This is a genomic window from Undibacterium sp., assembly GCF_030683615.1.
Classification (GTDB): Bacteria; Pseudomonadota; Gammaproteobacteria; order Burkholderiales; family Burkholderiaceae_D; genus Undibacterium; species Undibacterium umbellatum.
Genome location: NZ_JAUXQE010000025.1, coordinates 20772 through 41728 on the forward strand (window position 1 = coordinate 20772; position 20957 = coordinate 41728).

Sequence of the window (20957 nt, forward strand, 5' to 3'; positions counted from 1 at the left end):
GGCAGTGCTCTATAGTCTAGCGCTCAAAGCGTGTTTTCAAGCGCAGGAACCACGATTCATAATAGCGGTAACTGATGCTGGCCAGGATGATGGTGATGAGCATGGTGAGCAGGAAAACTGCGATGCCAGGGTCACCAATCTGGAATGTCTTGAAAAGCTTGCTGACAAAATTTTTGCACAGCATGTGCAACATGTACATGCCATAACTGATAGCTCCCAGGTAGGCAAGTGGTTTGAAGCTGAGTATGGGTGCCAAAGGATGCTGCGTCTGTATGACACAAGCGCCAACCACGGCAGCAAACAGTATGGATGAAACAAAGCCTGGTAATGCATTGCTGATTAAAGACAGTAAAAGCGCAATAAATATCAATGGAGCAGACCATGTCTGGCCAAGTATGCGGTAAAGCGAAGTAAATACGGTTTCGTTATTCAAACCTATCGCCAGCAAGGCGCCAAGTACAATAGGCAGTTGAATCACATCAAGGCTGTGTTGCCCCAGCAATTGACTAGCGATGCAGGCAATAATGACGATAGCGAGAATGACGCTGGCTCGCTTGGCTGATCCAGCTACCAAAAGCAAGGGTGGCCACACCAGGTAAAATTGCTCTTCTGCAGCCAGCGACCAGGCAAAGTAAAAAATCACCCGCCCATCCAGGGCTACAAATAAATTTGACGTGTAGGTGGCAAAGTAAATCAGGTTCTGGAAAAAAGCCTGGCCCACAGCGGTATGACGTTCAAGCAAAAAAACCAGGCCTATGTATAGCAACAACGTGCCGTAATACAGCGGGAAGATGCGCAAGGAACGGCGCAGGTAAAATGCCTTGAGGTCTAGCTTGCCATTGCGTTCACGTTCTCTAAGCAATAAGCTCGTGATCAAAAAACCGCTGATGGCGAAGAACAATTGCACTCCTTGCGCACCGAGACCCGCCAGGATTGCATGGACGCCAGCCGGGGCAGTGTGATGCCAGATGACAGCAATGATGCTGATGGCACGCAGACCATCGAGGGATTCAAATCTCTTGTTGGCGACATAGTCGGAAAACGGCTTAAGCATCCATGCTCCGGGTTTTCTGGCGGATAGAATTATTGAATCGCATATGCTGATTAATGGGATTTGCTGTTTTCTTGAATCTGCCTAAAAAATTTCCGATACTCCGCTACCTGCAGACAGGCAAGGCAGAGGTACACACCCATTATAGGGGAAATGCACGCCTCAAGCCTGCCAGAACAGTCTGGGACTAGCCAGGAATTGATTGAAAGGTTTGCAAAGTTCGCTCAATTTGGCATAAATAAGAATGGTTCTCTTTACCATTTTTGGTATGGCGATTGCCCAGGACTTGATGTTTCATGAATTGCACAGTTTTTACATTGATCATCTTCAATGGTTAAACGGCCGATTGCACAAGAAATGGCTTGTAGCTATCCGGCGGATGATCTGACAAAGTATGCCTTTGTGCGTGGCATGAGTTCGCAGACAGGTTTTTCTGGTGTGAACGAGCCACGTGTTTTTTGCGAAGACTGTTTGAATCGCTAAAATAACTTCCCCGGCGTGTGCCGGGGATGGAATGGGTGAAGCTGGTGTAAATCAGGAAGAGACTCAGGTTTCGGACCACATACGCAAGAGGTTGTGGTACTGGCCAGTGAGACTTAGCACTTCATGGCTATCGCCAAGCTGGCTGCGCAGGCGGGTAATGTTTTGGTCCATTTCAAAGAGCATGGTACGGCGTGCATCATCGCGTATCATGCTTTGTGTCCACAAGAAAGAACAAACACGCTCGCCACGTGTGACTGGCAGAACCTGGTGCAGGCTGGTGGATGGGTAAAGTATCAGGTCACCGGCTGGCAATTTAACTTCATGCGTGCCGTAGGTGTCGACTACTTCCAGTTCGCCACCGTCATAGTCTTCCGGGTCACACAGGAACAAAGTGGATGATACATCGGTGCGCAGGCTGTAGTTGGCGTTGGCGACATTGCGTACCGCACCATCAACATGCAGGCCATAGTGTTCGCCGCCAGCATAGGAATTGAACAGTGGCGGGACTATGCGCAATGGCAGGGCGGCAGCAAAAAAAATGGGGTTGTTTTTCAATGCAGCCAGAACGATGTGACCCAGTTCTTGTGCTAGTGCAGAATGTTCAGGCAGTTGACGGTTGCGTTTAACCTGGGCACCTTGCGCACCCACTGTTTGTTTGCCATCCACCCAGTTTGCTGCGTCCAGCCGTTGGCGAATTGCGCTGACTTGCTCACGGCTGAGCACGCCAGGTATATGTAGCATCATTGCTATTGCTCCAGAAAAAAAGCCCCTCAAGAGAGTGAGGGGCCGATATTACTTTAGAATTTTACATTTGCTGTCAGGCTCACCGCTCTTGGTGTACCAGGGGTATAACGATAACCGCTCTTATTGATGGCCGCAACGTAGACTTTGTCGGTCAGGTTGTTGACGTTCAATTGCAGGTCTACGTTCTTGGTGACAGCATAGCTGGCCATCGCATCAACTACCCAATAGGCTTCTGTCTTTGCTGGTGTACCAACTGCGCCATCCGTGCCGCGCAACAGTGCATCAACGAAGCGTGCTCCACCGCCGAGTTTGATGCCCATAGGCAACTGGTAGGAAGTCCATGCCGTCAAGCTTTGTTTTGGCGTGTAGCTCAGGTTGTTGATACCGCTGGCAGTGACCAGAGGGCCACTTTCAACGCTGGTGTCCATGCGGGTATAGCCTGCACTGACCAGCCAGTTACGGTTGATCGCGCCTGTCACACCCAGTTCCAGACCTTGTACGCGCTTTTTACCAGTTTGGTAGTACATCAAGTCAGCCAGGTTTTGCACCACTTCATTGGATACTTCTGTGCGATAAATCGCTGCAGTGAAGGACAGTTTTTGATCCAGCAAATCCCATTTGGTACCAATTTCCATATTCTTGGTTTCTTGCGGGTCAAACTTTGGATTGGCAGCGCTGCTGGCAGCTGAGCTCAAAGCAAAGTTGGAGCCGCCCGGAGGTTGCTTGGAAGTGGAGTACGATGCATAGACACTGCTGTCTTTAGTTGGTTTATACAATGCACCCAGTTTGAAATTAACCAGGTTGCCAGCCATGTTCAGATTGGTTGGGATAGGCGTGCCCACCGGCAAGGTTGGATTGGCGCTTGCTGTTGACAGGCTGGCCGCAGAATAGTCAGTTGTGTAGTGATCAATACGGACACCCGCGTTCGCTTGCCATTCAGGGCTGAACTTGATTGTGTCAAACACATAGGCACTGACAGTATTGGTACTGCCACGGGTGAACACCGCATTGCGTACAGGTGCCAGGCCAGTGATAGCGTCGTTTGGATTTGGGTTGTAAAAATTGGCTGCTGGCAAAGTACCCAAGCCATTGTTGCCCCAGGTATTTTGTTTTTCGTTCGTGACTTCTATACCGCCTACCAGGCTATGCTTTAAGCCGCCTAAATCCAGGTCTGCAACCAGATTGGTCTGGTTGGTCAGGATTTCATTTTCCTGATCTTTCAGGGTACGGATGCTACGAGCCAGTGTCCATGTCGAGATATCGGTGGCTGACGGTGTCAGCAAATTGGCGGTGGAGCCCATGAAAGCTGTCAACAGGTAATTCTGGCTGGTCTTGCCATAGCGGGCAGTATTGATCAGCTTGACTTTGTTGTTGAAATCATGTTCTACACGAGCAGTCAGCATGTCAGCAGTAACTTTGTCAAAGTCGCTACGGGAACCATAGAAGTTCTCTGGATTGACTTTTGGTGCCGTGGCCAGGAATGGGCGTTTCGGATCCGGGCTGCTAAAGCCTGGCAAACCTATTGTTGGTACACCGCCATCAGGCACATTGTCTTGCTGTACATGCAGGTAATTCAGATAGAAACGGGTAGGGGATTTCAAGCCAAATGCAATCGCAGGAGCGACACCCCAGCGCTTGTTTTTGACTTCATTGCGGCCAACAACGCCACTATCCTGGTCAAACACATTCAAACGGAAGGCAGAACCTTGTTCAGCACTGATGACTTTGTTCCAGTCAAGTGCTACGCGTTTCTGGCTGCCGCTACCGACTGTGATGTTGCCGAATGTTGCATCATCAAGATTCGCTTGTTTGCTGACCAGGTTGACCGAGCCAGTAGGGGAACCACGACCACCATCAGTACCGGCCGGGCCTTTGAGAACATCGATTTGTTCAATATTGAACAAATCACGTGAAATCGAACCCAGATCGCGGACGCCATCAACATAAATGCTGCTGGAAGCATCGAAACCGCGCATATAGATAGTGTCACCAGTGTTGGTATTGCCATTTTCACCCAGGAAGAACGCGCCTACGCCAGGCGTATTACGCAAGGCTTCAGTCAACGTCAGTGCACCTTGTTGGTCTATCAGCTCGCGCTTGATGACGGTGATAGTTTGAGTTGTGTCAACCAGAGGCTGGGTGTACTTTGCAGACGACGCTTTGTCAGCTTTGAAGTCATTCTCTGTTTTTGCTGTTACTTTGACTTCTGGCAAGGCCGGGTCGGCAGCGTGGGCAGCGATAGGCAGCAAAAACGCGGCCGCTGCGACAGTCATTGTATGGTTGAAACGTGAATTGCTGAGCGAAGTGAACAGGGCGTGCTTGTGCTTGCGACTCTTGATGTGGGCCATGATATTTCCTGGGGGGAAAATAAGATTAAAAATAAATACCGCTGGCTTTTCTTGAAGAATGGCTGAGGTGGGAATGTAAAAAAATCAGTGTGCAATTGTAACTAAATGGAATAGAAAAGTAAATGATAATCGTTCCTATTTGTATCCATGTTGCAATTTCATTGGTGATTTGACTTCAAATTTGTTATTCTGAAACAAACGCTTGGTAGTCTTTGCTTACGTATGTTTTCAAAGTTCGACCAATATTTGGGTTCAGGAGTTAAAGTTTTACTTGTCTTAGTTTGTGGTGGTAAATGCAAGTTTCAATTGCTTGATCTTTTTTTTATCCTGGCAGTCAACAATAATTGTGCTGCCGCGTTGATTGCTTATCTTACTTTTTTCGGAGTTCATCATGCGCAAGCTTACTATCCTGACCACATTTGCTCTTGTTGGCGTGTTGGCAGGATGTGCGACTCAGCGTTATCCAGCGCATACGCAAAATCAATATCCTGCACAATATCCGTCGCAGTACCAGCCACAGTATCCTCAGTCACAACCTTATGCTAATCAGTATCAAAATAGTTATGTGGATACTGCAACTATTGTTGGTATGCGTGAAGTGAATGTTGGTAGCGGCGGTTCTTCTGGTGGTGGTGCAGTGGTTGGTGCTTTGCTTGGTGGCGTGCTTGGACATCAGGTTGGCAAAGGCACAGGGCGTGATCTGGCTACCATAGGTGGTGCGATTGCTGGCGGCGTGATTGGCAATGAAATGGAGCGTGGTTCCTCCCCAAGGAATAAACTGGAATTGACTATACGCCTGCATAACGGCGACCAGCGTGCTGTGCTGGTCGAACCGAATAATTATTACCGTGTCGGTGACAGGGTCAGGGTCACGGTCCAGAATGGTCAGCTTGCCATTGTGCCTTGATGACTTGCTGATTTTTGCGATGTGGTCTTGATCTGCATCTGGGCTTTAAGATAAAAATCCACATACTTCATTACGTGTGGATTTTTTTTTCAGATTTCTTTAGATTTACTATAAGGCTTAGTGGCGCTCCCATAAGTCAACCGCCGGGACTCACGCTACAATGCAGCTTAATACTACATAAGCTGAAGTGGAAATCTGAACTATGTCCAAACCAATGTTAAGCGCCAAAGAAGCGCTAGACTTTTTGTTGTCAGCAGTGCGCCCCATTGAAGGTGTGGAAACGCTGGCGACAATCGCCTCCAATCGCCGCATCCTCGCTGCGGACCAGTCATCCTTATTGAACGTGCCGCCTGTGGACAATACTCAGATGGATGGCTATGCCGTGCGCGCCAGCGATTGCAACAGTGGTGAGAGCCGCCTGCGTATTTCACAAAGAATACCTGCTGGCCATGTCGCCCAGGCCTTAGAGCCAGGTACGGCGGCACGCATCTTCACTGGCGCCATGATACCCCAGGGGGCAGATGCCGTTGTCATGCAAGAGCAATGTCAAGCTGACGGTGATTTTGTGCTTATCAAACATCAACCAAGGACTGGTGAATGGGTGCGCAGGCAGGGAGAAGATATCCAGACAGGTGCCACTATCCTGAAAGCGGGAACGCGTTTGAGAGCGCAAGAACTGGGTTTGGCTGCCTCGGTAGGTTTAGCGCTATTACCGGTATTACGCTTGCCCAGGGTCGCGGTGTTTTTTACTGGCGACGAATTGACCATGCCGGGGGAGCCTTTGAAGCCGGGTGCAATTTATAACTCCAACCGCTTTACGCTGACTGGTTTATTGCAAGACCTGGGTTGCCTGGTCACAGATTATGGCATCGTGCCAGACAAGCTGGACGCCACGCGTGACACTTTGCGCCGTGCCAGCCATGATCATGATCTCATTATTACCTCGGGCGGTGTTTCTGTTGGTGAAGAAGACCATATACGACCAGCCGTTGAGGCTGAGGGTAGCCTGAATATGTGGCAGATAGCCATGAAGCCAGGCAAGCCCTTGGCTTTTGGGGAAGTAGGCAAGGCGTTTTTCATGGGGCTGCCGGGTAATCCGGTGTCCAGCTTCGTGACTTTCTTGCTGTTCGTCCGCCCATTCATCCTGCGCATGCAGGGCGTGGAAAAAGTTGAACCTGCTGCTTACCATGTGCGTGCTGATTTTGACTGGCTGAAACCAGATCGACGCAATGAATTTTTGCGGGGCCGCCTGAATGTCGATGGTGGACTGGATTTGTTCGCTAATCAAAGTTCGGGTGTATTGACCTCCACAGTCTGGGGTGATGGCCTGATCGATCTTGCGCCAGGTCAGAGCATACGCAAGGGTGAGCTGGTACGATATATCCCATTTAGCAGCCTGATGTAATCTGTCAGGTTCTGCCTTCCCATATTTCTAGTGTTTCAGATGATGAATATACAATTACGTTTTTTTGCCAGTGTCCGTGAAAAACTGGGCATGTCTGAGCAAAAGGTAGCCTTGCCCGCAGATATCAACACCGTAGGCGAAGTCAGATCCTGGCTGGTCGCACGTGGTGATGTCTGGGCTGACGTGCTGGCACCGGGGCGCGCTTTGCGCATGGCATATAACCAGCAAATGTGTGAACCTGATACGAAAATCAGTGAAGGTGCAGAAGTCGCTTTCTTCCCTCCGGTTACCGGGGGGTGAGGCATGACTGGCATGACTATCCGCGTGCAGACTGTTGACTTTGATCTGAGTGCAGAATTGGAACAACTGCGCCAGGGCAATCCTGGTATAGGTGCCGTGGTCAGCTTTGTAGGCCTGGTGCGCGATATCAATGATGGGCAAAATATCAGTGCCATGGAGTTGGAACATTATCCTGGCATGACAGAAAAGGCGCTGGAACAGATAGTTGTGCAGGCGCAGGCGCGCTGGGATCTCATCAATACCCTAGTCATACACAGGGTAGGGCCTTTGCAGCCGCTGGACCAGATTGTACTGGTGGCTGTGGCGACACGTCATCGAGGTGATGCCTTTGCTGCCTGCGAATTCATCATGGATTATTTAAAGACCCAGGCACCTTTCTGGAAAAAAGAACAAACGCCTGAGGGTTCTCGTTGGGTAGATGCGCGTGAAACCGATGACCTGGCACTGCAAAAGTGGAACATGCCGGCCCAAGGAGGGGATCCTGCATGAGCTGGCTTGGTGCGCTGGCCGTTGGTACAGGCGCAGCATTTGGTGCTTGGCTGCGCTGGGCTTTGGGATTGTGGCTGAACGGTGTTTTGCCCTTGTTCCCGATCGGGACTCTGGTAGCGAATCTGGGTGGTGGTTACGTCATTGGTTTTGCGGTTGCTTTTTTTTCTGCCAATCCACACCTTTCACCTGAATGGCGGCTGTTTTTGATTACAGGTTTCCTTGGTGGCCTGACGACATTTTCTACTTTTTCTGCAGAAGCTATGGGCCTTTTACATCGCGGTGATTACGGCTGGGCCATGCTGCATAGCGGCGCGCATTTGCTGGGCTCCATTCTCTGTTGCTTTGCGGGTTTTGCCACCTATAAAGCGCTTCTTCATTAAATGGCGCGGTGTGCTCAGCGCCAGGTTTCATGTATCTGTAGTTGACTGGGCAGCATATTGATGTATTGCACGATGCGTGGTTTCTTGCCACGATTGGGGCGGCTGCCATGGGGCAGGGCCTGATGCCAGATGACCAGGTCGCCAGCCTTGCCACCTACAGGCATTGAACCCAGTGCATGCAAGTCTTGCTCTCTGGGGTAAGCACTCTCTGGCAATTCATCCATCCATTTACCCAGCCTTTGATGAAAACCGGGAACCAGCGTGAGTGCGCCTTGCTCTGGTGGTGTGTCGGTCAGGTAAAGTACGCCCTGCGTAGCAAGTGGCACAGGTTGCTGCAAACTCACATCCCAATGCAGGTCCGGGCCTTGAAAGACGTGACCTGGTTTCTCAGGAACGTTGAAGCTGCAGCGGTCTGTGGTGGCCCATAAATCTGCAGTCCCCCACAATTGTGCAAAAGCCTTGTGAATGCGCAGCGAACGACGGTTTTTTTCAAAAACGGGTGACTGGAACAATTGCACCATGATGTTGGCGTGCCCCCTGTGGTACCAAGATGCTTCATTCTCTTCGCTTGCACCCAGTGCATCCCAGATAGTCCGGGCTGCCATCGCACAATCCGCAGCGGGCACTGCTTCATGCAGTATGACGTAGCCATGCTCTGTCCAGTGCTGCAAATCTTCCTGACTGAATACGTCAGGCATGTTGGTGACCTGTTCAAATAAGCTTGAGACATCGTCAGGGAGTGGGCTGCCGAAATACAAATTTTGCAAACGGGCGATGGTGTTACTGGATGGCCTGCCTGCCGTCTGGATAATCCAGGCCTCGAACTCCTGAAAGCCTGGTCGGTTTTGCGACAGATACTGTGAGGTTTGTTCCAAACCCAAGCCCAAGACATGCAGGAGCAGACGATCCCTGTGAAATTCTGGATTATTTCCTGTACCTTTGCCGTTCAAGGCAGCCATCGTGCGTGACCAATAACTGTACAGTCCCGGAGCACCCAATTGTTCAGGTTCATTCGAATTAGTGCGGGGATCTGATAAGGGCATGATTGAACGATGAATGTGAAAACAGCATCATAAAAAATAAAAGTCTATTCCGCAATACACAATCAGATGTTGCAATATTGCCTATTGCTTCTCTATGTACATGAGTATAATCCCTGTTAGCTACCTACACTATTTCATCTATTTCTTATTCATATGAGCGCAGATACTACTTCTTTGTTCCCTGTCATAGAACCTTACCGTACTGGCATGCTGCCAGTCGATGATATGCATACCTTGTATTGGGAGGAAAGTGGTAATCCCAATGGCCAGCCTGTGATTTTCCTGCATGGCGGGCCTGGCGGGGGCACTGCGCCAAATCATCGCCGATTCTTTGATCCTGCGCATTATCGTATCGTGCTGTTTGATCAGCGTGGTGCGGGTAAGTCTCTGCCGCTAGGAGAATACCGCAATAACACCACAGCCTTGTTGGTGGACGATATAGAAAAAATCCGCGTCATGCTGGGCATAGAGCAATGGCTGGTCTTTGGTGGTTCCTGGGGGTCTACACTGGCGCTGGCCTATGGCGAGGCGTATCCTGAGCGTTGCCTGGGTTTTGTCCTCAGGGGAATTTTTCTTTGTACCAAGGCTGAGGTGGAATGGTTTGTGAATGGCATGAAATGGTTCTTCCCAGAGGTGCATCAACGATTTGCAGAAGGCGTGCCAGCAGAAGAGCGCCACGACTTGCTGCAAGCCTATGCCAAACGCCTGTTCAGTGAAGACCCTGCGATTTACACCGAGGCGGCGCGTAACTGGAGTCGCTATGAAGGTTCTTGCATCTTCTTGCTGCCCCAGCCAGATACCATTGCCGATTTTGAGTCAGATGCCGTAGCCATAGGTCTGGGCAGGCTGGAAGCGCATTACATGATCAATGGTGCTTTCATGCGTGAAGACCAGTTGATAGAGGATATAGGCCGTATCCGCCATTTGCCTGCTGTCATCGTGCAAGGTCGTTATGATGTGGTTTGCCCGCCAGTGACGGCGCAAAGATTGCACCAAGCCTGGCCAGAAGCGCGTTTGCAGATGATTGCTGACGCAGGGCATGCAGGCGGTGAGCCTGGTATTGCAGCAGCACTGGTAGAGGCAACTAATCAATTTAAAAAGTCTGGCAAATTCGATTAAGACTTTGCCGTCTTTATATCTGTTTTGATTTGGCCTAGTTCAGCATTCCCGCCGGAGGTGCTTCAGGAGCACTTCCCATCATTTCCAGGGTGAAACCCCAATCTGCTTTTTCCACAGCATCCTGGAACAATTTGCAAAAGCCGTGCAGCAAACGCTTGCCCATGGCAATTTCAAAATTTTTGCCGCCAGCAACTGTAAATTCCATCCTGAATGGCAGCTTTGCGTGGACGTGAAATTGTATGTTCTCTGGTAGCATCGCCTCTTTGCCGAGCGGCCAGCTTTCAACATCGTCTTCCAGTGGGGCATTGAAGTGGCCACTGTCCTTCATTTCAGCCACCGAGGCTTCATGTTCCATTTGCACCAGTTCTGAACTTGCGTGCGCAGCACTGGGTTTGCTCATCTTGACCTGCTTGCCCATGGCTTCCAGCAAACCTGGCCAGAATTTCATGGTTGTCCTGCGGGTAAACAAGAGGTCTATTTCTTGCCTGGCAGCTTTATCTTTTTCTGCAAACGACAATTTGAGCAATAGTCTATCCTGATCAGGAAGATAAGTAATTTGTATCTGATGTAAATCCATGTGGTCTTTGATATAAAACAAACTTCGTGAAATGCACTGCGAGTTTAGCTTTGCCCATTCTTGAAATTGGACTGGCTGCCCCAAATTGTATGCTAACTACTTCTTCAGGAGAGAGTCATGCGGCACGACAAATTAACTACCAAGCTACAAGAAGCGCTCGCAGACGCGCAAAGTCAGGCAGTCGGCAATGATAACCAATACATAGAGCCTGTGCACGTCTTGTTGGCATTAATCAACCAGGATGATGGCAGCAGCCGTTCATTATTGCAAAGGGCAGGCGTGAACGTTGCCGCCCTGAGCAATGCCTTGAAAGCGGCTCTCGAACGTTTGCCCAAGGTCAGTGGTACGGATGGACAAGTACAGGCCGGTCGCGAGCTGGTCGGCCTTCTGAACCTAGCCGACAAAGAATCGCAAAAGCGCGGTGATCAGTTCCTTGCCAGCGAAATGATCTTGTTGGCACTGACAGACGACAAATCCGAGGCTGGCAAGCTGGCGCGCGAAAATGGTCTGACACGCAAGTCACTGGAAGCTGCCATCGCTGCAGTGCGAGGTGGTGGCAATGTTGATAGCCAGGATGCCGAAGGGCAACGCGAGGCTTTAAAGAAGTACACAATGGATCTGACTGAGCGTGCCCGTCTGGGTAAGCTTGACCCTGTCATAGGCCGCGATGATGAAATTCGTCGCGCTATCCAGGTCTTGCAGCGTCGCAGCAAAAACAATCCTGTGTTGATCGGTGAGCCTGGTGTAGGTAAAACCGCCATCGTTGAAGGACTGGCACAACGTATCGTCAATGGTGAAGTGCCGGACAGCCTGAAATCCAAACGCGTCTTGTCTCTGGACATGGCTGCCTTATTGGCTGGTGCCAAATACCGTGGTGAATTTGAAGAGCGCCTGAAAGCCGTGCTCAAGGAAATTGCCATGGATGAAGGCCAGACTATCGTCTTTATCGATGAGTTGCACACCATGGTTGGCGCAGGCAAGGCTGAGGGTGCTATGGATGCTGGCAATATGCTCAAGCCAGCATTGGCACGCGGTGAATTGCACTGTGTAGGCGCAACCACGCTTGATGAATATCGCAAATACATAGAAAAAGATGCAGCGCTGGAGCGCCGTTTCCAGAAAATTATTGTTGATGAGCCTAGTGTCGAGGCAACCATAGCGATCCTGCGTGGTTTGCAAGAGAAATACGAAGTCCATCATGGCGTTGATATTACCGATCCGGCGATTGTTGCAGCGGCAGAATTGTCACACCGCTACATCACTGACCGTTTCTTGCCTGACAAGGCAATCGACCTGATTGATGAGGCTGCGGCCAAAATCAAGATAGAGATAGACTCCAAGCCAGAAGTCATGGATAAGCTGGATCGTCGCCTGATACAGTTGAAGATAGAAAAAGAAGCCGTCAAACGTGAGAAAGATGAGGGCTCCAAAAAGCGCCTGATCTTGATAGAAGAAGAGATTGGCAAACTCTCTCTCGAATATGCTGATCTCGAAGAAGTCTGGAAAGCAGAAAAAGCCTTGGTGCAGGGAAGTACCCATATCAAGGAAGAAATAGAAAAAATCCGTCTGCAAATGGATGAAGCCAAGCGCCGTGGCGACTGGCAAACCATGTCTGAATTGCAGTACGGTCAATTGCCTGAGCTGGAAGCACAACTCAAGCAGGCAGATACTCAGGCGGATAAAAACCAGCAAGACGGCAGCAAGATGAAGCTCTTGCGTACCCAGGTAGGTGCAGAAGAAATTGCGGAGATTGTGTCTCGTGCAACTGGCATCCCAGTGTCGCGCATGATGCAGGGTGAGCGCGAGAAATTATTGCATATGGAAGATGCATTGCATCAACGCGTCGTTGGCCAGCATGAAGCAATTACTGCAGTGTCGGATGCAATCCGCCGTTCACGTTCTGGCCTTGGTGATCCTGGTCGTCCGTATGGTTCCTTCCTGTTCCTTGGGCCTACCGGTGTTGGTAAAACCGAGTTGTGCAAGGCACTGGCGAATTTCATGTTTGATACAGAAGAGTCATTGATCCGTATCGACATGAGTGAGTTCATGGAGAAACATTCGGTGGCACGTCTGATAGGTGCGCCACCGGGCTATGTAGGCTATGAAGAGGGTGGCTATCTGACCGAGGCGGTTCGGCGTAAACCGTATAGCGTGATTTTGCTGGACGAGGTCGAAAAAGCCCATCATGATGTCTTCAATGTGCTGTTGCAGGTGTTGGATGATGGACGCATGACGGATGGACAAGGCAGAACGGTGGATTTCAAAAATACCGTGATCGTCATGACATCGAATCTGGGTTCGCATCAGATACAGGCCATGGAAGGTAGCGATCCTGAAGTCATCAAGATGGCCGTCATGGGTGAAGTCAAAACCCATTTCCGCCCTGAATTTATCAACCGTATTGATGAAATCGTGGTATTCCATGCACTGGATGCGAAAAACATAGGGGCGATTGCCAAGATACAGCTTAAGACCCTGGAGCAACGTTTGCGCCAGATGGACATGGGTTTGCAGGTCAGCGAAGACGCCCTGCAAAAAATTGCAGAAGCAGGTTTCGATCCTGTGTACGGTGCGAGGCCGTTAAAACGCGCTATTCAGCAAGAGATAGAAAATGTCTTGTCCAAACTGATATTGCAAGGTAAATTTGGGCCCAAGGATATTATTGCGATCGATGCCAAAGACCACGAACTGGTGTTTAGCAAAGCGGGAGAGCTGGCGTGAAATTAGTTGGAACCTGGGGATAGATTACCGGTCTAGACCTTCGTAGGAAAGCAAGTTGGGGCAGCGTGCAAATGCTGCCCTTTTTTTATCATTACTCATTTTTGTTTGAAAAAACTCGATGGTGATTCACCAAAAGTTTTCTTGAACATGGCAGAAAATGCCGACTGGCTGGCATAGCCCAACTCAGACGCTACTTGTGATAATGGCATGCCACTGGTGATCAATGGTGATGCCTTGGATAAACGCATTTGCTGACGCCAGGCAGTGAATGACATATCCAGCTCTTGCTCAAACAGGCGTGACAGGGTGCGTGAAGATGCCCCAACCTGTATCGCATAATCTTCCATGGTCATGCCGGATGCCGGGTCGGCCAGCAAAATTTCACACAGGTTTTTGAGTCGTTTATCTCTGGGCATAGGCAAGCGTATGGGTAAAGTTTTTGCAGCTTGCAGTTCATCCATGATGACAGCCGCGATATGAAACTCGCGCGTACTGGCTACTTCTATTACTTCCATGCTGGCGATCAATTCCCTGAGCAGTGGCGAGACTTCCAGTACCAGGCATTCTGTGCCGCGAAAGGGGGCAAAGTCAGCGTGTATGTTCAGCAGCCGCAGTTGTGAAGGCTCAATGATACGTACCTCATGCGCCACATTGGGCGGTATCCAGATTGCCCGTAAAGGCGGCACGAACCAGGTGTTGTTATTCGCCAGTATCTGCATCATGCCCTGCGGCGTATAAGTCAACTGCCCCCAGGTGTGGCTATGCATGCTGATGACTTCTTCCGTCGGCAGGTTTCTAGCTGCCAGCCGTACAGGGCGCTCAGGTGTGGGGCGCTTGTCTGGTGCCTGAGGGCGGGTATCGGTCAGGATTTCAATTGCCATGGTCATTCCTAATCTGTAAGACTTATTTTCCTGGTTGGCGGAAATGCGATAAATTTTGTCTATCTATCTTAAATCAGACTAGAGGATTTTGCATACACTGCTTGCTTGAAAGCTTGCTTTGACTTGCAAGTGCGTTTGGAAACAGGAGATGATTTTAATGACGACAGCAGCGACAACCCAGACAACGCCGGAGAATATGAAAAAGGATGTGATGGTGATCAGCCTGGTGGGCCTGGCGCACGGCATTTCCCACTTTTTCCATATGATACTGGCTCCTTTATTCCCATGGATTAAGGATGCCTTTAGCTTGTCATTTGCCGAACTGGGTTTGCTGATGACGGTATTTTTTGTGATCTCTGGCATAGGCCAGGCTTTATCCGGCTTTATCGTCGATAAGGTCGGTGCCAGGGCAGTTTTGTTTTTTGGCATATCTTGCCTGGGGTTTGCCGCATTGGTGTTGTCGATGTCGCAAAATTACAGCATGCTGTTGATGGGTTCCATGCTGGCTGGCGTGGGGAATAGTGTATTCCATCCTTCTGATTACACCTTGCTCAATAAGAAAGTATCCAGCCAACGTTTGGGTTACGCCTTTTCTGTGCATGGCATAACCGGCAATCTTGGATGGGCGGCGGCACCTGTTTTTCTGGTGACTATCGCCGGTCTGACAACTTGGCGCACCGCTTTGTTTTGTGCAGCCTTCTTGCCCTTTACCGTGTTGGCTATACTGTTTTTTTACCGCGACCTGTTGTATACCGAGATAGTCCAGCATAAAAGTGCAGCGCATGCTGCCAAAGCCGCCGAGGGTGCGATGGATTTCATGCGTATTCCTGCGGTGTGGATGTGCTTTGGCTTTTTCTTCATGACCGCCATGGCTTTGGGCGGCATACAAAGCTTTTCATCCGTCAGCTTGCGTCAGATGTATGACATGTCACTGGGTTCGGCCACCACTGCCTATACTTTGTACATGCTGGCTTCGGCTGCTGGCATGTTGTTGGGCGGTTTTCTGGCAGCGAAAACTACTCATCATGACAGGACGATTACGTTTGCATTCAGCTTTGCCGGAATTTTTTCACTAATTCTGGCGAGCGGCGCAGTCAATGCAGGCGTTGCTGTTCTGTTGATGGGGGTAATCGGTTTTGGTTCTGGGATTGCCGGGCCTTCGCGTGATTTGATGATACGTGCTGCTGCACCCAAAAATGCCACGGGTCGCGTGTATGGTATCGTTTATTCAGGGCTGGATTCCGGCCTGGCAGTGGCGCCGCTTATTTTTGGTGCCATCATGGATGCGCATCATCCTTCGTGGGTATTTATCTGTGTTGGTTTCTTCCAGGTGTTGGCAATATTGACGGCCATCAATGTTGGTAGCAAAACCAGGGCATTGGCGGTTTGAATATTGTTGATTAGCTGGTTAGAATGAGGGTTCATACGAACGAGGACAAATCATGAGCTTTGCTACCTGTGATATTTGTGATGCCAACGAAGACAAGATCGCCACGCATGAACTGGCCGTCATCCCGCCCATATTCATGCGCTATGGTACGGTTATCAAATTCAGCGGTCAGGCCGTAACGCTGAAAGTATTTGAAGACAATGTGCTGGTGAGGGAGACGCTGGAAAAGCCAGGCAATGGTCATGTCCTGGTGATTGATGGTGGCGGCAGCTTCCGTTGCGCGCTGGTGGGTGGCAACCTGGCTGCACTGGCAGAAAAAAATGGCTGGGTAGGTATTATTGTTCATGGTTGTATCCGTGATGTGGATGAAATCAATGCCTGCAATATTGGCGTACGCGCCATGGCACCCATGCCTTTGCGTGCAGCCAAGCATGGCGGTGGCATGCGAGATGCCCGTATCAATGTGGCGGGTGTCGCCATCAAACCTGGCGACTGGATTTATGCCGATGCAGACGGTGTACTGGTAGCCAGACAGGCACTGGTTTAAGCAGGATGGGACAGGCATAAAATAGACGCATACAGTCGATTAAAGCTGTATGCGTTTTGTTTTTCAGTGGTGAGAATTCCAGGCTGTGGTATAAAGCCTGACCTTATCATTCATTTTGTCTGCTTATGATTCTTCGTCTGTTGGCCTTTGTCCTTGCTTCAACCTTATCGATGAATGCACCTGCTCAAGTCCAGGATAAGCAGGTGACGACATCGGCCAAGCTGGCTGCTGAACCCTTCCAAGGTAAAAAAATCTTCCAGATGACGCCACAAGAGGTGGATCAGTATCTTGCATATCTATACGCCAATGTACCCGATTTGCGCCAGCGTATCGCCCTTGTCGCAAGGAAAAATATAGGCCAGCCCTACAAGCTGAACCTGCTGGGGGAATTCCCCTTTGAGTTGCATGACAACCTGCCGATGTATAGCCTCACTCATAGTGACTGCCTGGTGTTTGCCGAGCATACCTATGCCATGGCCTTAAGCCGCTCATGGGAAGAATTTTTCTGGGCCTTGCAGCGCATACGTTACAAGGATGGTTTGATCGGGGTGGCGACGCGCAATCACTACACCGAAGTGGACTGGAATATCAATAATGCCTGGTTGCTCAAGGATGTCAGCGCCGGGTTTGGTGCCGACAAGGTAGCGAGTTATGACATCGTTGTCGACAGGGCAAAATTCCTGCGTGAGCAACATCGCAAGGAAACCAGTCTCCCTGTGCAAACCAGCCGTGAAGCCTATGTCAGGGCTGACAAGGTTAATGCCATGCTGGATCAGTTACGCGATGGTGATTTCGTGAACGTGGTGTCAGACAAGGATGGTTTCCAGTCGATTACCCATGTCGGCCTGGTGGTGATTGATGCGAATGGCAAACGCAATTTTTTGAATTCTGCCGAACCTCAGGTAAGGGAAGAGAGCTTCGATACTTTTATCGCCCGTACCAATGAGAGAACCCGTACCAGCAAGCAAGCCAAGCCACGTCGCTTGCTGGGCTTTAAATTTTTGCGCTTGCGTGATGATATCGTCATCCCTGGTGCGGTCGGCCTGCCAAGGCCGGGGAAGTGATACTAGGGTTTGCGTAGCGCATTAAAACTGGCTGGCTCCCATTCGCGCATGGCCAATAATACTGCTGTGCCACGTCTTTTCTTGAGCGGACTGCTAAGGCTCTCTGTGTGCAGTTCTGCCAGTTTGTGCCTGAGTTGACGTATCTCAGCCTGAAATTTTTCTGCGGCTGCTTCCGTCAGCATACCGTGGATGAAGTGCTGTGATTCATATTCATGGCTGAATGGCGCGTCCAGAAAATCGATCATGCCAGTATCATGGAAATACTGGCGTATCGGCCCATGCGGCAACCAGTCAAAATCCCTGGCGATATTCAGCCGTATGCGGTTATTTGGCATCAGGCTGATCAGGCATAATTTATCCAGGTGCAAAAGTTTGCTCAGGCATTCTGTCTCACTGAGTTGATAAATTTGCAGAATTTCTTCAAATTTCCAGTGATTCAGGGCGCAGACTGCCACCAGCAGCAATTTTGTATCTGACACCAGTTCCTTTTCCTGCGCAGTGCTCAAACTATGTATGCGGGTGTTACTGGCACTTGCTTCCTGAGTGAGTTCCAGCAGGCTGTAACCTAGAAAGTGGCTGATTTGCGCCAGCCTTTCTATACTCATATTGGCACCATTCTCGGCACTCAGCAGGCGTTTGATGCTGGCTTCAGATAAATTGAGTGCCGTAGCCACATCCCTGTATGTTTTTCCCTGCAGCTTCAGTTGTTGTTTGATGCTGTTCAATAATTGCCGGATTTCAGTCATGGTTTTACGCATACAAGGTTGCAGGATTTAATACTTCGATTATTGCATGTCGCTACTTCATTCGTATTGGTTTCATTATTTGCCGCCTGTTGCCACAATTGCTCATCTGTTAAAACATGGGTGGAAATAATGAAAACTGGTTTACACTTAAAAGCACTGTTACCCACACTGATCTCAGTCCTGGTAGCATTGGCATTATTGCTGCACGGGCCTGTTGAACAATTAGCGCATTATCATGAGTTTGCTGATCAATCTGAGTGGTCAGGCATACCTCACGCTATTGATGTGTTGACTAATATTGGTTTTGCACTTGTGGCTGTACTGGGTAGCTGGTTCTTGCTGGAAAAATACCGCCAGGGCGACACTGGCGTCGCATTTCCTGCTTATTGCATCTTCACCCTCAGTCTGGCTGCTACTGCGGTTGGTTCCAGTTACTATCATCTGGCGCCAGATGATGCGCGCCTGTTCTGGGATAGATTACCTATTGCCTTCGCCTGTTGCAGCTTGTTGGCAGCAGTCAGAGCAGCCAGCCTGCCAGGCATGGATGCCAGGAAAGCCTTCATGGAACTGGTGCTGCTGCTGATAGCAGCCCTGACGTCGGTGATCTGGTGGCAGCAGACCGGGGACTTGCGTCCATACTTGTTGATACAGGGTTTGACTCTTGTATTGATCCCTTTATGGCAATGGATATGGAAAGCCGGGCTTGCAGACCGTCTAACATTTGGTACAGCCATGCTGTTATATGTAGCCGCAAAAATGACAGAGATGCTGGATGGGCAAATCTTGCTGCAACTCCATGTCATCAGTGGTCACAGCATCAAGCATTTGCTGGCAGCCCTGGCGGCCGGCCTGATTGTGTATCGCTGGCGCGCTCACAAAGAAACGCAAACAAAAGTCCATATGCAAAAGATTGTAGTCCACAGGCAAACTGCTTCATAATCAGCTTGTTGATAAATTAGCCTGGGTTTGAAGTGTTATGTGGATAGATAGCCACTGTCATCTGGATGCGAGTGAATTTGGCGGTGAATCGCTGGCCGTTGCGCAAGCTGCCGCGCAAGCGGGCGTGTCGGCGATCGTCGTGCCTGCCGTACACAAAAGCAATTTTGATACTGTCATCAAACTGGGCGAGCATAGGGCTGATTGTTTTTATGCCCTGGGCATACATCCCATGTATGTGCCGACTTCAAAAGAAGAAGACCTGCTGCTCTTGCGCGAAAAAGTAAGTGAGCTGATGGCTGGCGCAGATACGCAAAGAAAACTGGTGGCCATAGGTGAAATTGGCCTCGATTATTTTGTACCCGCCTTGACGCAAAGCCCTTTAAAGGAAAAGCAGGAATGCTTTTATGTGGAACAATTGAAGCTGGCCAGGGATTTTGACTTGCCTGTGCTGCTTCATGTCCGGCGTTCACAAGACATCATCCTCAAGCATTTACGTCGCATCAACGTCATGGGTGGTATTGCCCATGCCTTCAATGGCAGTCAGCAGCAAGCGCAAACATTTATCGACATGGGTTTTAAACTGGGTTTTGGCGGTGCCATGACTTTTCCGCGCGCTTTGCAAATACGTCGTCTGGCAACAGAACTACCTTTGTCCGCCATCGTGCTGGAAACCGATTCGCCAGATATTCCACCCAGCTGGCTACCTGAGGGGGTTAATACTCCAGCACAGTTGCCACGTATAGGGGCCGTGCTGGCAGGCTTGCGTAATCTGAGTCTGGCTGAAGTGGCGGAAGCAACTACAGTCAATGCCATGCACATCATGCCACGCATGCAAAGGGCTTGATCTGTGCGAGCGGCGTTGTTGGGCTTTGTATTTGGTGTAGCCATCTTGCAGCAACAGGCTGAGCTATTTAGCTACAACTGGCTTTCATTGATGATGGGTTTGTCGCTGCTTGGCATCCTGCTGTTACTCAAATTCAAACCGATGCCATGGCTGCATTTGCCTGCACGTTTTATTCTCACTGCCTTACTGGGGTTTGTCTGGGCCAGTGGCTATGCGTATTTTTATTTAAGCGAAGAGTTGCCCAGGAAATGGGAAAATCAGGATGTCGTGTTAACCGGCACCATCGACAGTCTGCCTTTTCGTTCTGAGCGGGGGCAGAGATTTAATTTTGCGGTGGAGCAGGTGCGCGCAGACGGTGCCGGTGATTTGACTCTTCTCGCACCGTGGCCATCGAGAGTTGCCTTGTCCTGGTATGGTCCTGATTGGGGTGGTGATTCTGGTGGTATGCAGAAGGTCCCCTCCGTACAGCCTGGAGAACGCTGGCAATTCCGCGTACGCTTGAAGCGGCCACATGGCAATGCCAATGAATTCGGTTTTGATTACGAGGCTTGGTTACTGGAGCAGGGCATCCGCGCCACTGGCAGTGTCCGTCCCGATAAATACGCACAAGACGCCGTGCAATATAACCGCAAGCTGGTGGATTTTGTCTGGAGCCCAGGCAATCTTATTGCATCCATTCGCTACAAATTGCGTGCACGCATACATGCCGCTTTACCATCTCAACCCTATGCGGGTGTGCTGGTCGCTTTGGTGGTAGGCGATCAGCGCGAGATATCTCAAGCTGACTGGACGGTATTTAACCGGGTGGGGATCGGTCACCTGATCAGTATTTCCGGCTCACGCCAAAGTTTTCACTTGCATCGGCGAGTCTAAAGTTATCGAGAAATGGACAACTCAGCCGCACTCACGTAAAGATTCGATTGACGTGAATGCCAAATCAGTGAAAAGTGAACGGTTATTCGTTAATCCGGGTGGGAAG

General features: G+C 50.0%; 20 protein-coding genes. 13 read left to right on the plus strand and 7 right to left on the minus strand.

The genetic code is table 11. The features are described from left to right. Positions 1–16 precede the first annotated feature (16 nt). From Q8K39_RS13840 to Q8K39_RS13850, 3 genes are all read right to left on the minus strand, one after another. Complete coding sequence (locus Q8K39_RS13840; RefSeq protein ID WP_305261040.1) at positions 17–1054, minus strand: acyltransferase; 1038 nt, start codon at positions 1052–1054, stop codon at positions 17–19. Positions 1055–1597: 543 nt separating this feature from the next. Then, complete coding sequence (locus Q8K39_RS13845; protein WP_186954578.1) at positions 1598–2278, minus strand: Fe2+-dependent dioxygenase; 681 nt, start codon at positions 2276–2278, stop codon at positions 1598–1600. A 53-nt stretch (positions 2279–2331) separates the two neighbouring features. Beyond that, positions 2332–4626, minus strand: coding sequence for a catecholate siderophore receptor Fiu (locus Q8K39_RS13850; protein WP_186954579.1), 2295 nt, complete (start codon positions 4624–4626; stop codon positions 2332–2334). 391 nt (positions 4627–5017) lie between these two features. Here Q8K39_RS13850 and Q8K39_RS13855 point away from each other — a divergent pair, with 391 nt between their 5' ends. The 5 genes from Q8K39_RS13855 (at position 5018) to crcB (ending at position 8107) form a co-directional block, all read left to right on the plus strand. Then, positions 5018–5533 (plus strand): glycine zipper 2TM domain-containing protein, encoded by a 516-nt coding sequence (locus tag Q8K39_RS13855; RefSeq protein WP_186954580.1) that lies wholly within the window; start codon positions 5018–5020, stop codon positions 5531–5533. A 202-nt stretch (positions 5534–5735) separates the two neighbouring features. Further along, the gene (glp, locus tag Q8K39_RS13860; protein ID WP_305261044.1) at positions 5736–6938 is read left to right on the plus strand and encodes a gephyrin-like molybdotransferase Glp; all 1203 of its coding nucleotides are present in this window, start codon (positions 5736–5738) and stop codon (positions 6936–6938) included. A 42-nt stretch (positions 6939–6980) separates the two neighbouring features. After that, positions 6981–7238 carry a molybdopterin converting factor subunit 1 gene (moaD, locus tag Q8K39_RS13865; RefSeq protein WP_186954581.1) on the plus strand — a complete coding sequence of 86 codons (258 nt, stop codon included), beginning with the start codon at positions 6981–6983 and terminating at the stop codon, positions 7236–7238. Between the two features lie 12 nt (positions 7239–7250). Next, positions 7251–7727, plus strand: a complete 477-nt coding sequence (moaE, locus tag Q8K39_RS13870) for a molybdopterin synthase catalytic subunit MoaE (RefSeq protein WP_305261066.1) — start codon at positions 7251–7253, stop codon at positions 7725–7727. Further along, the gene (gene crcB / locus Q8K39_RS13875; protein WP_305261046.1) at positions 7724–8107 is read left to right on the plus strand and encodes a fluoride efflux transporter CrcB; all 384 of its coding nucleotides are present in this window, start codon (positions 7724–7726) and stop codon (positions 8105–8107) included. Before moaE ends, crcB begins: the two co-directional genes overlap by 4 nt. Positions 8108–8121: 14 nt before the next feature. Here the strand turns inward: crcB and Q8K39_RS13880 are convergent, their stop codons facing one another. After that, on the minus strand, positions 8122–9150 hold the full coding sequence (locus Q8K39_RS13880; protein ID WP_305261047.1) for a phytanoyl-CoA dioxygenase family protein: 1029 nt from the start codon (positions 9148–9150) through the stop codon (positions 8122–8124). A gap of 153 nt (positions 9151–9303) precedes the next feature. Between Q8K39_RS13880 and pip the strand changes: the two genes are divergently transcribed. Beyond that, on the plus strand, positions 9304–10269 hold the full coding sequence (gene pip / locus Q8K39_RS13885; protein WP_305261048.1) for a prolyl aminopeptidase: 966 nt from the start codon (positions 9304–9306) through the stop codon (positions 10267–10269). 34 nt (positions 10270–10303) lie between these two features. Here pip and Q8K39_RS13890 read toward each other — a convergent pair whose 3' ends face one another. Next, complete coding sequence (locus tag Q8K39_RS13890) at positions 10304–10846, minus strand: hypothetical protein (RefSeq protein ID WP_305261050.1); 543 nt, start codon at positions 10844–10846, stop codon at positions 10304–10306. A gap of 117 nt (positions 10847–10963) precedes the next feature. Here Q8K39_RS13890 and clpB point away from each other — a divergent pair, with 117 nt between their 5' ends. After that, positions 10964–13567: an ATP-dependent chaperone ClpB gene (gene clpB / locus Q8K39_RS13895; protein WP_186954585.1), complete on the plus strand. Its 2604-nt coding sequence runs from the start codon at positions 10964–10966 to the stop codon at positions 13565–13567. A 95-nt stretch (positions 13568–13662) separates the two neighbouring features. Here clpB and Q8K39_RS13900 read toward each other — a convergent pair whose 3' ends face one another. Continuing rightward, positions 13663–14448: a helix-turn-helix domain-containing protein gene (locus Q8K39_RS13900; protein ID WP_186954586.1), complete on the minus strand. Its 786-nt coding sequence runs from the start codon at positions 14446–14448 to the stop codon at positions 13663–13665. Positions 14449–14605: 157 nt separating this feature from the next. On the opposite strand from Q8K39_RS13900, the gene Q8K39_RS13905 reads away from it, so the two are divergent. The 3 genes from Q8K39_RS13905 (at position 14606) to Q8K39_RS13915 (ending at position 17449) form a co-directional block, all read left to right on the plus strand. Beyond that, entirely contained in the window at positions 14606–15838 is a 1233-nt protein-coding gene (locus Q8K39_RS13905) for an MFS transporter (protein WP_305261055.1), read from the plus strand. A gap of 52 nt (positions 15839–15890) precedes the next feature. After that, positions 15891–16385 (plus strand): ribonuclease E activity regulator RraA, encoded by a 495-nt coding sequence (gene rraA / locus Q8K39_RS13910; protein WP_186954587.1) that lies wholly within the window; start codon positions 15891–15893, stop codon positions 16383–16385. 125 nt (positions 16386–16510) lie between these two features. After that, positions 16511–17449 carry an N-acetylmuramoyl-L-alanine amidase-like domain-containing protein gene (locus Q8K39_RS13915; RefSeq protein WP_305261057.1) on the plus strand — a complete coding sequence of 313 codons (939 nt, stop codon included), beginning with the start codon at positions 16511–16513 and terminating at the stop codon, positions 17447–17449. Positions 17450–17451: 2 nt separating this feature from the next. On the opposite strand, the gene Q8K39_RS13920 is transcribed toward Q8K39_RS13915, so the two are convergent. Next, positions 17452–18195 carry a helix-turn-helix domain-containing protein gene (locus Q8K39_RS13920; RefSeq protein ID WP_305261068.1) on the minus strand — a complete coding sequence of 248 codons (744 nt, stop codon included), beginning with the start codon at positions 18193–18195 and terminating at the stop codon, positions 17452–17454. 129 nt (positions 18196–18324) lie between these two features. On the opposite strand from Q8K39_RS13920, the gene Q8K39_RS13925 reads away from it, so the two are divergent. Genes Q8K39_RS13925 through Q8K39_RS13935 form a run of 3 tightly spaced genes read left to right on the plus strand, consistent with a single transcriptional unit; the run spans position 18325 to position 20851 of the window. Then, the gene (locus Q8K39_RS13925; RefSeq protein WP_305261059.1) at positions 18325–19134 is read left to right on the plus strand and encodes a hypothetical protein; all 810 of its coding nucleotides are present in this window, start codon (positions 18325–18327) and stop codon (positions 19132–19134) included. Positions 19135–19171: 37 nt separating this feature from the next. Further along, positions 19172–19978 (plus strand): TatD family hydrolase, encoded by an 807-nt coding sequence (locus Q8K39_RS13930; RefSeq protein ID WP_305261060.1) that lies wholly within the window; start codon positions 19172–19174, stop codon positions 19976–19978. A gap of 3 nt (positions 19979–19981) precedes the next feature. Further along, complete coding sequence (locus tag Q8K39_RS13935) at positions 19982–20851, plus strand: ComEC/Rec2 family competence protein (RefSeq protein ID WP_305261062.1); 870 nt, start codon at positions 19982–19984, stop codon at positions 20849–20851. The last annotated feature ends 106 nt before the right edge of the window (positions 20852–20957 follow it).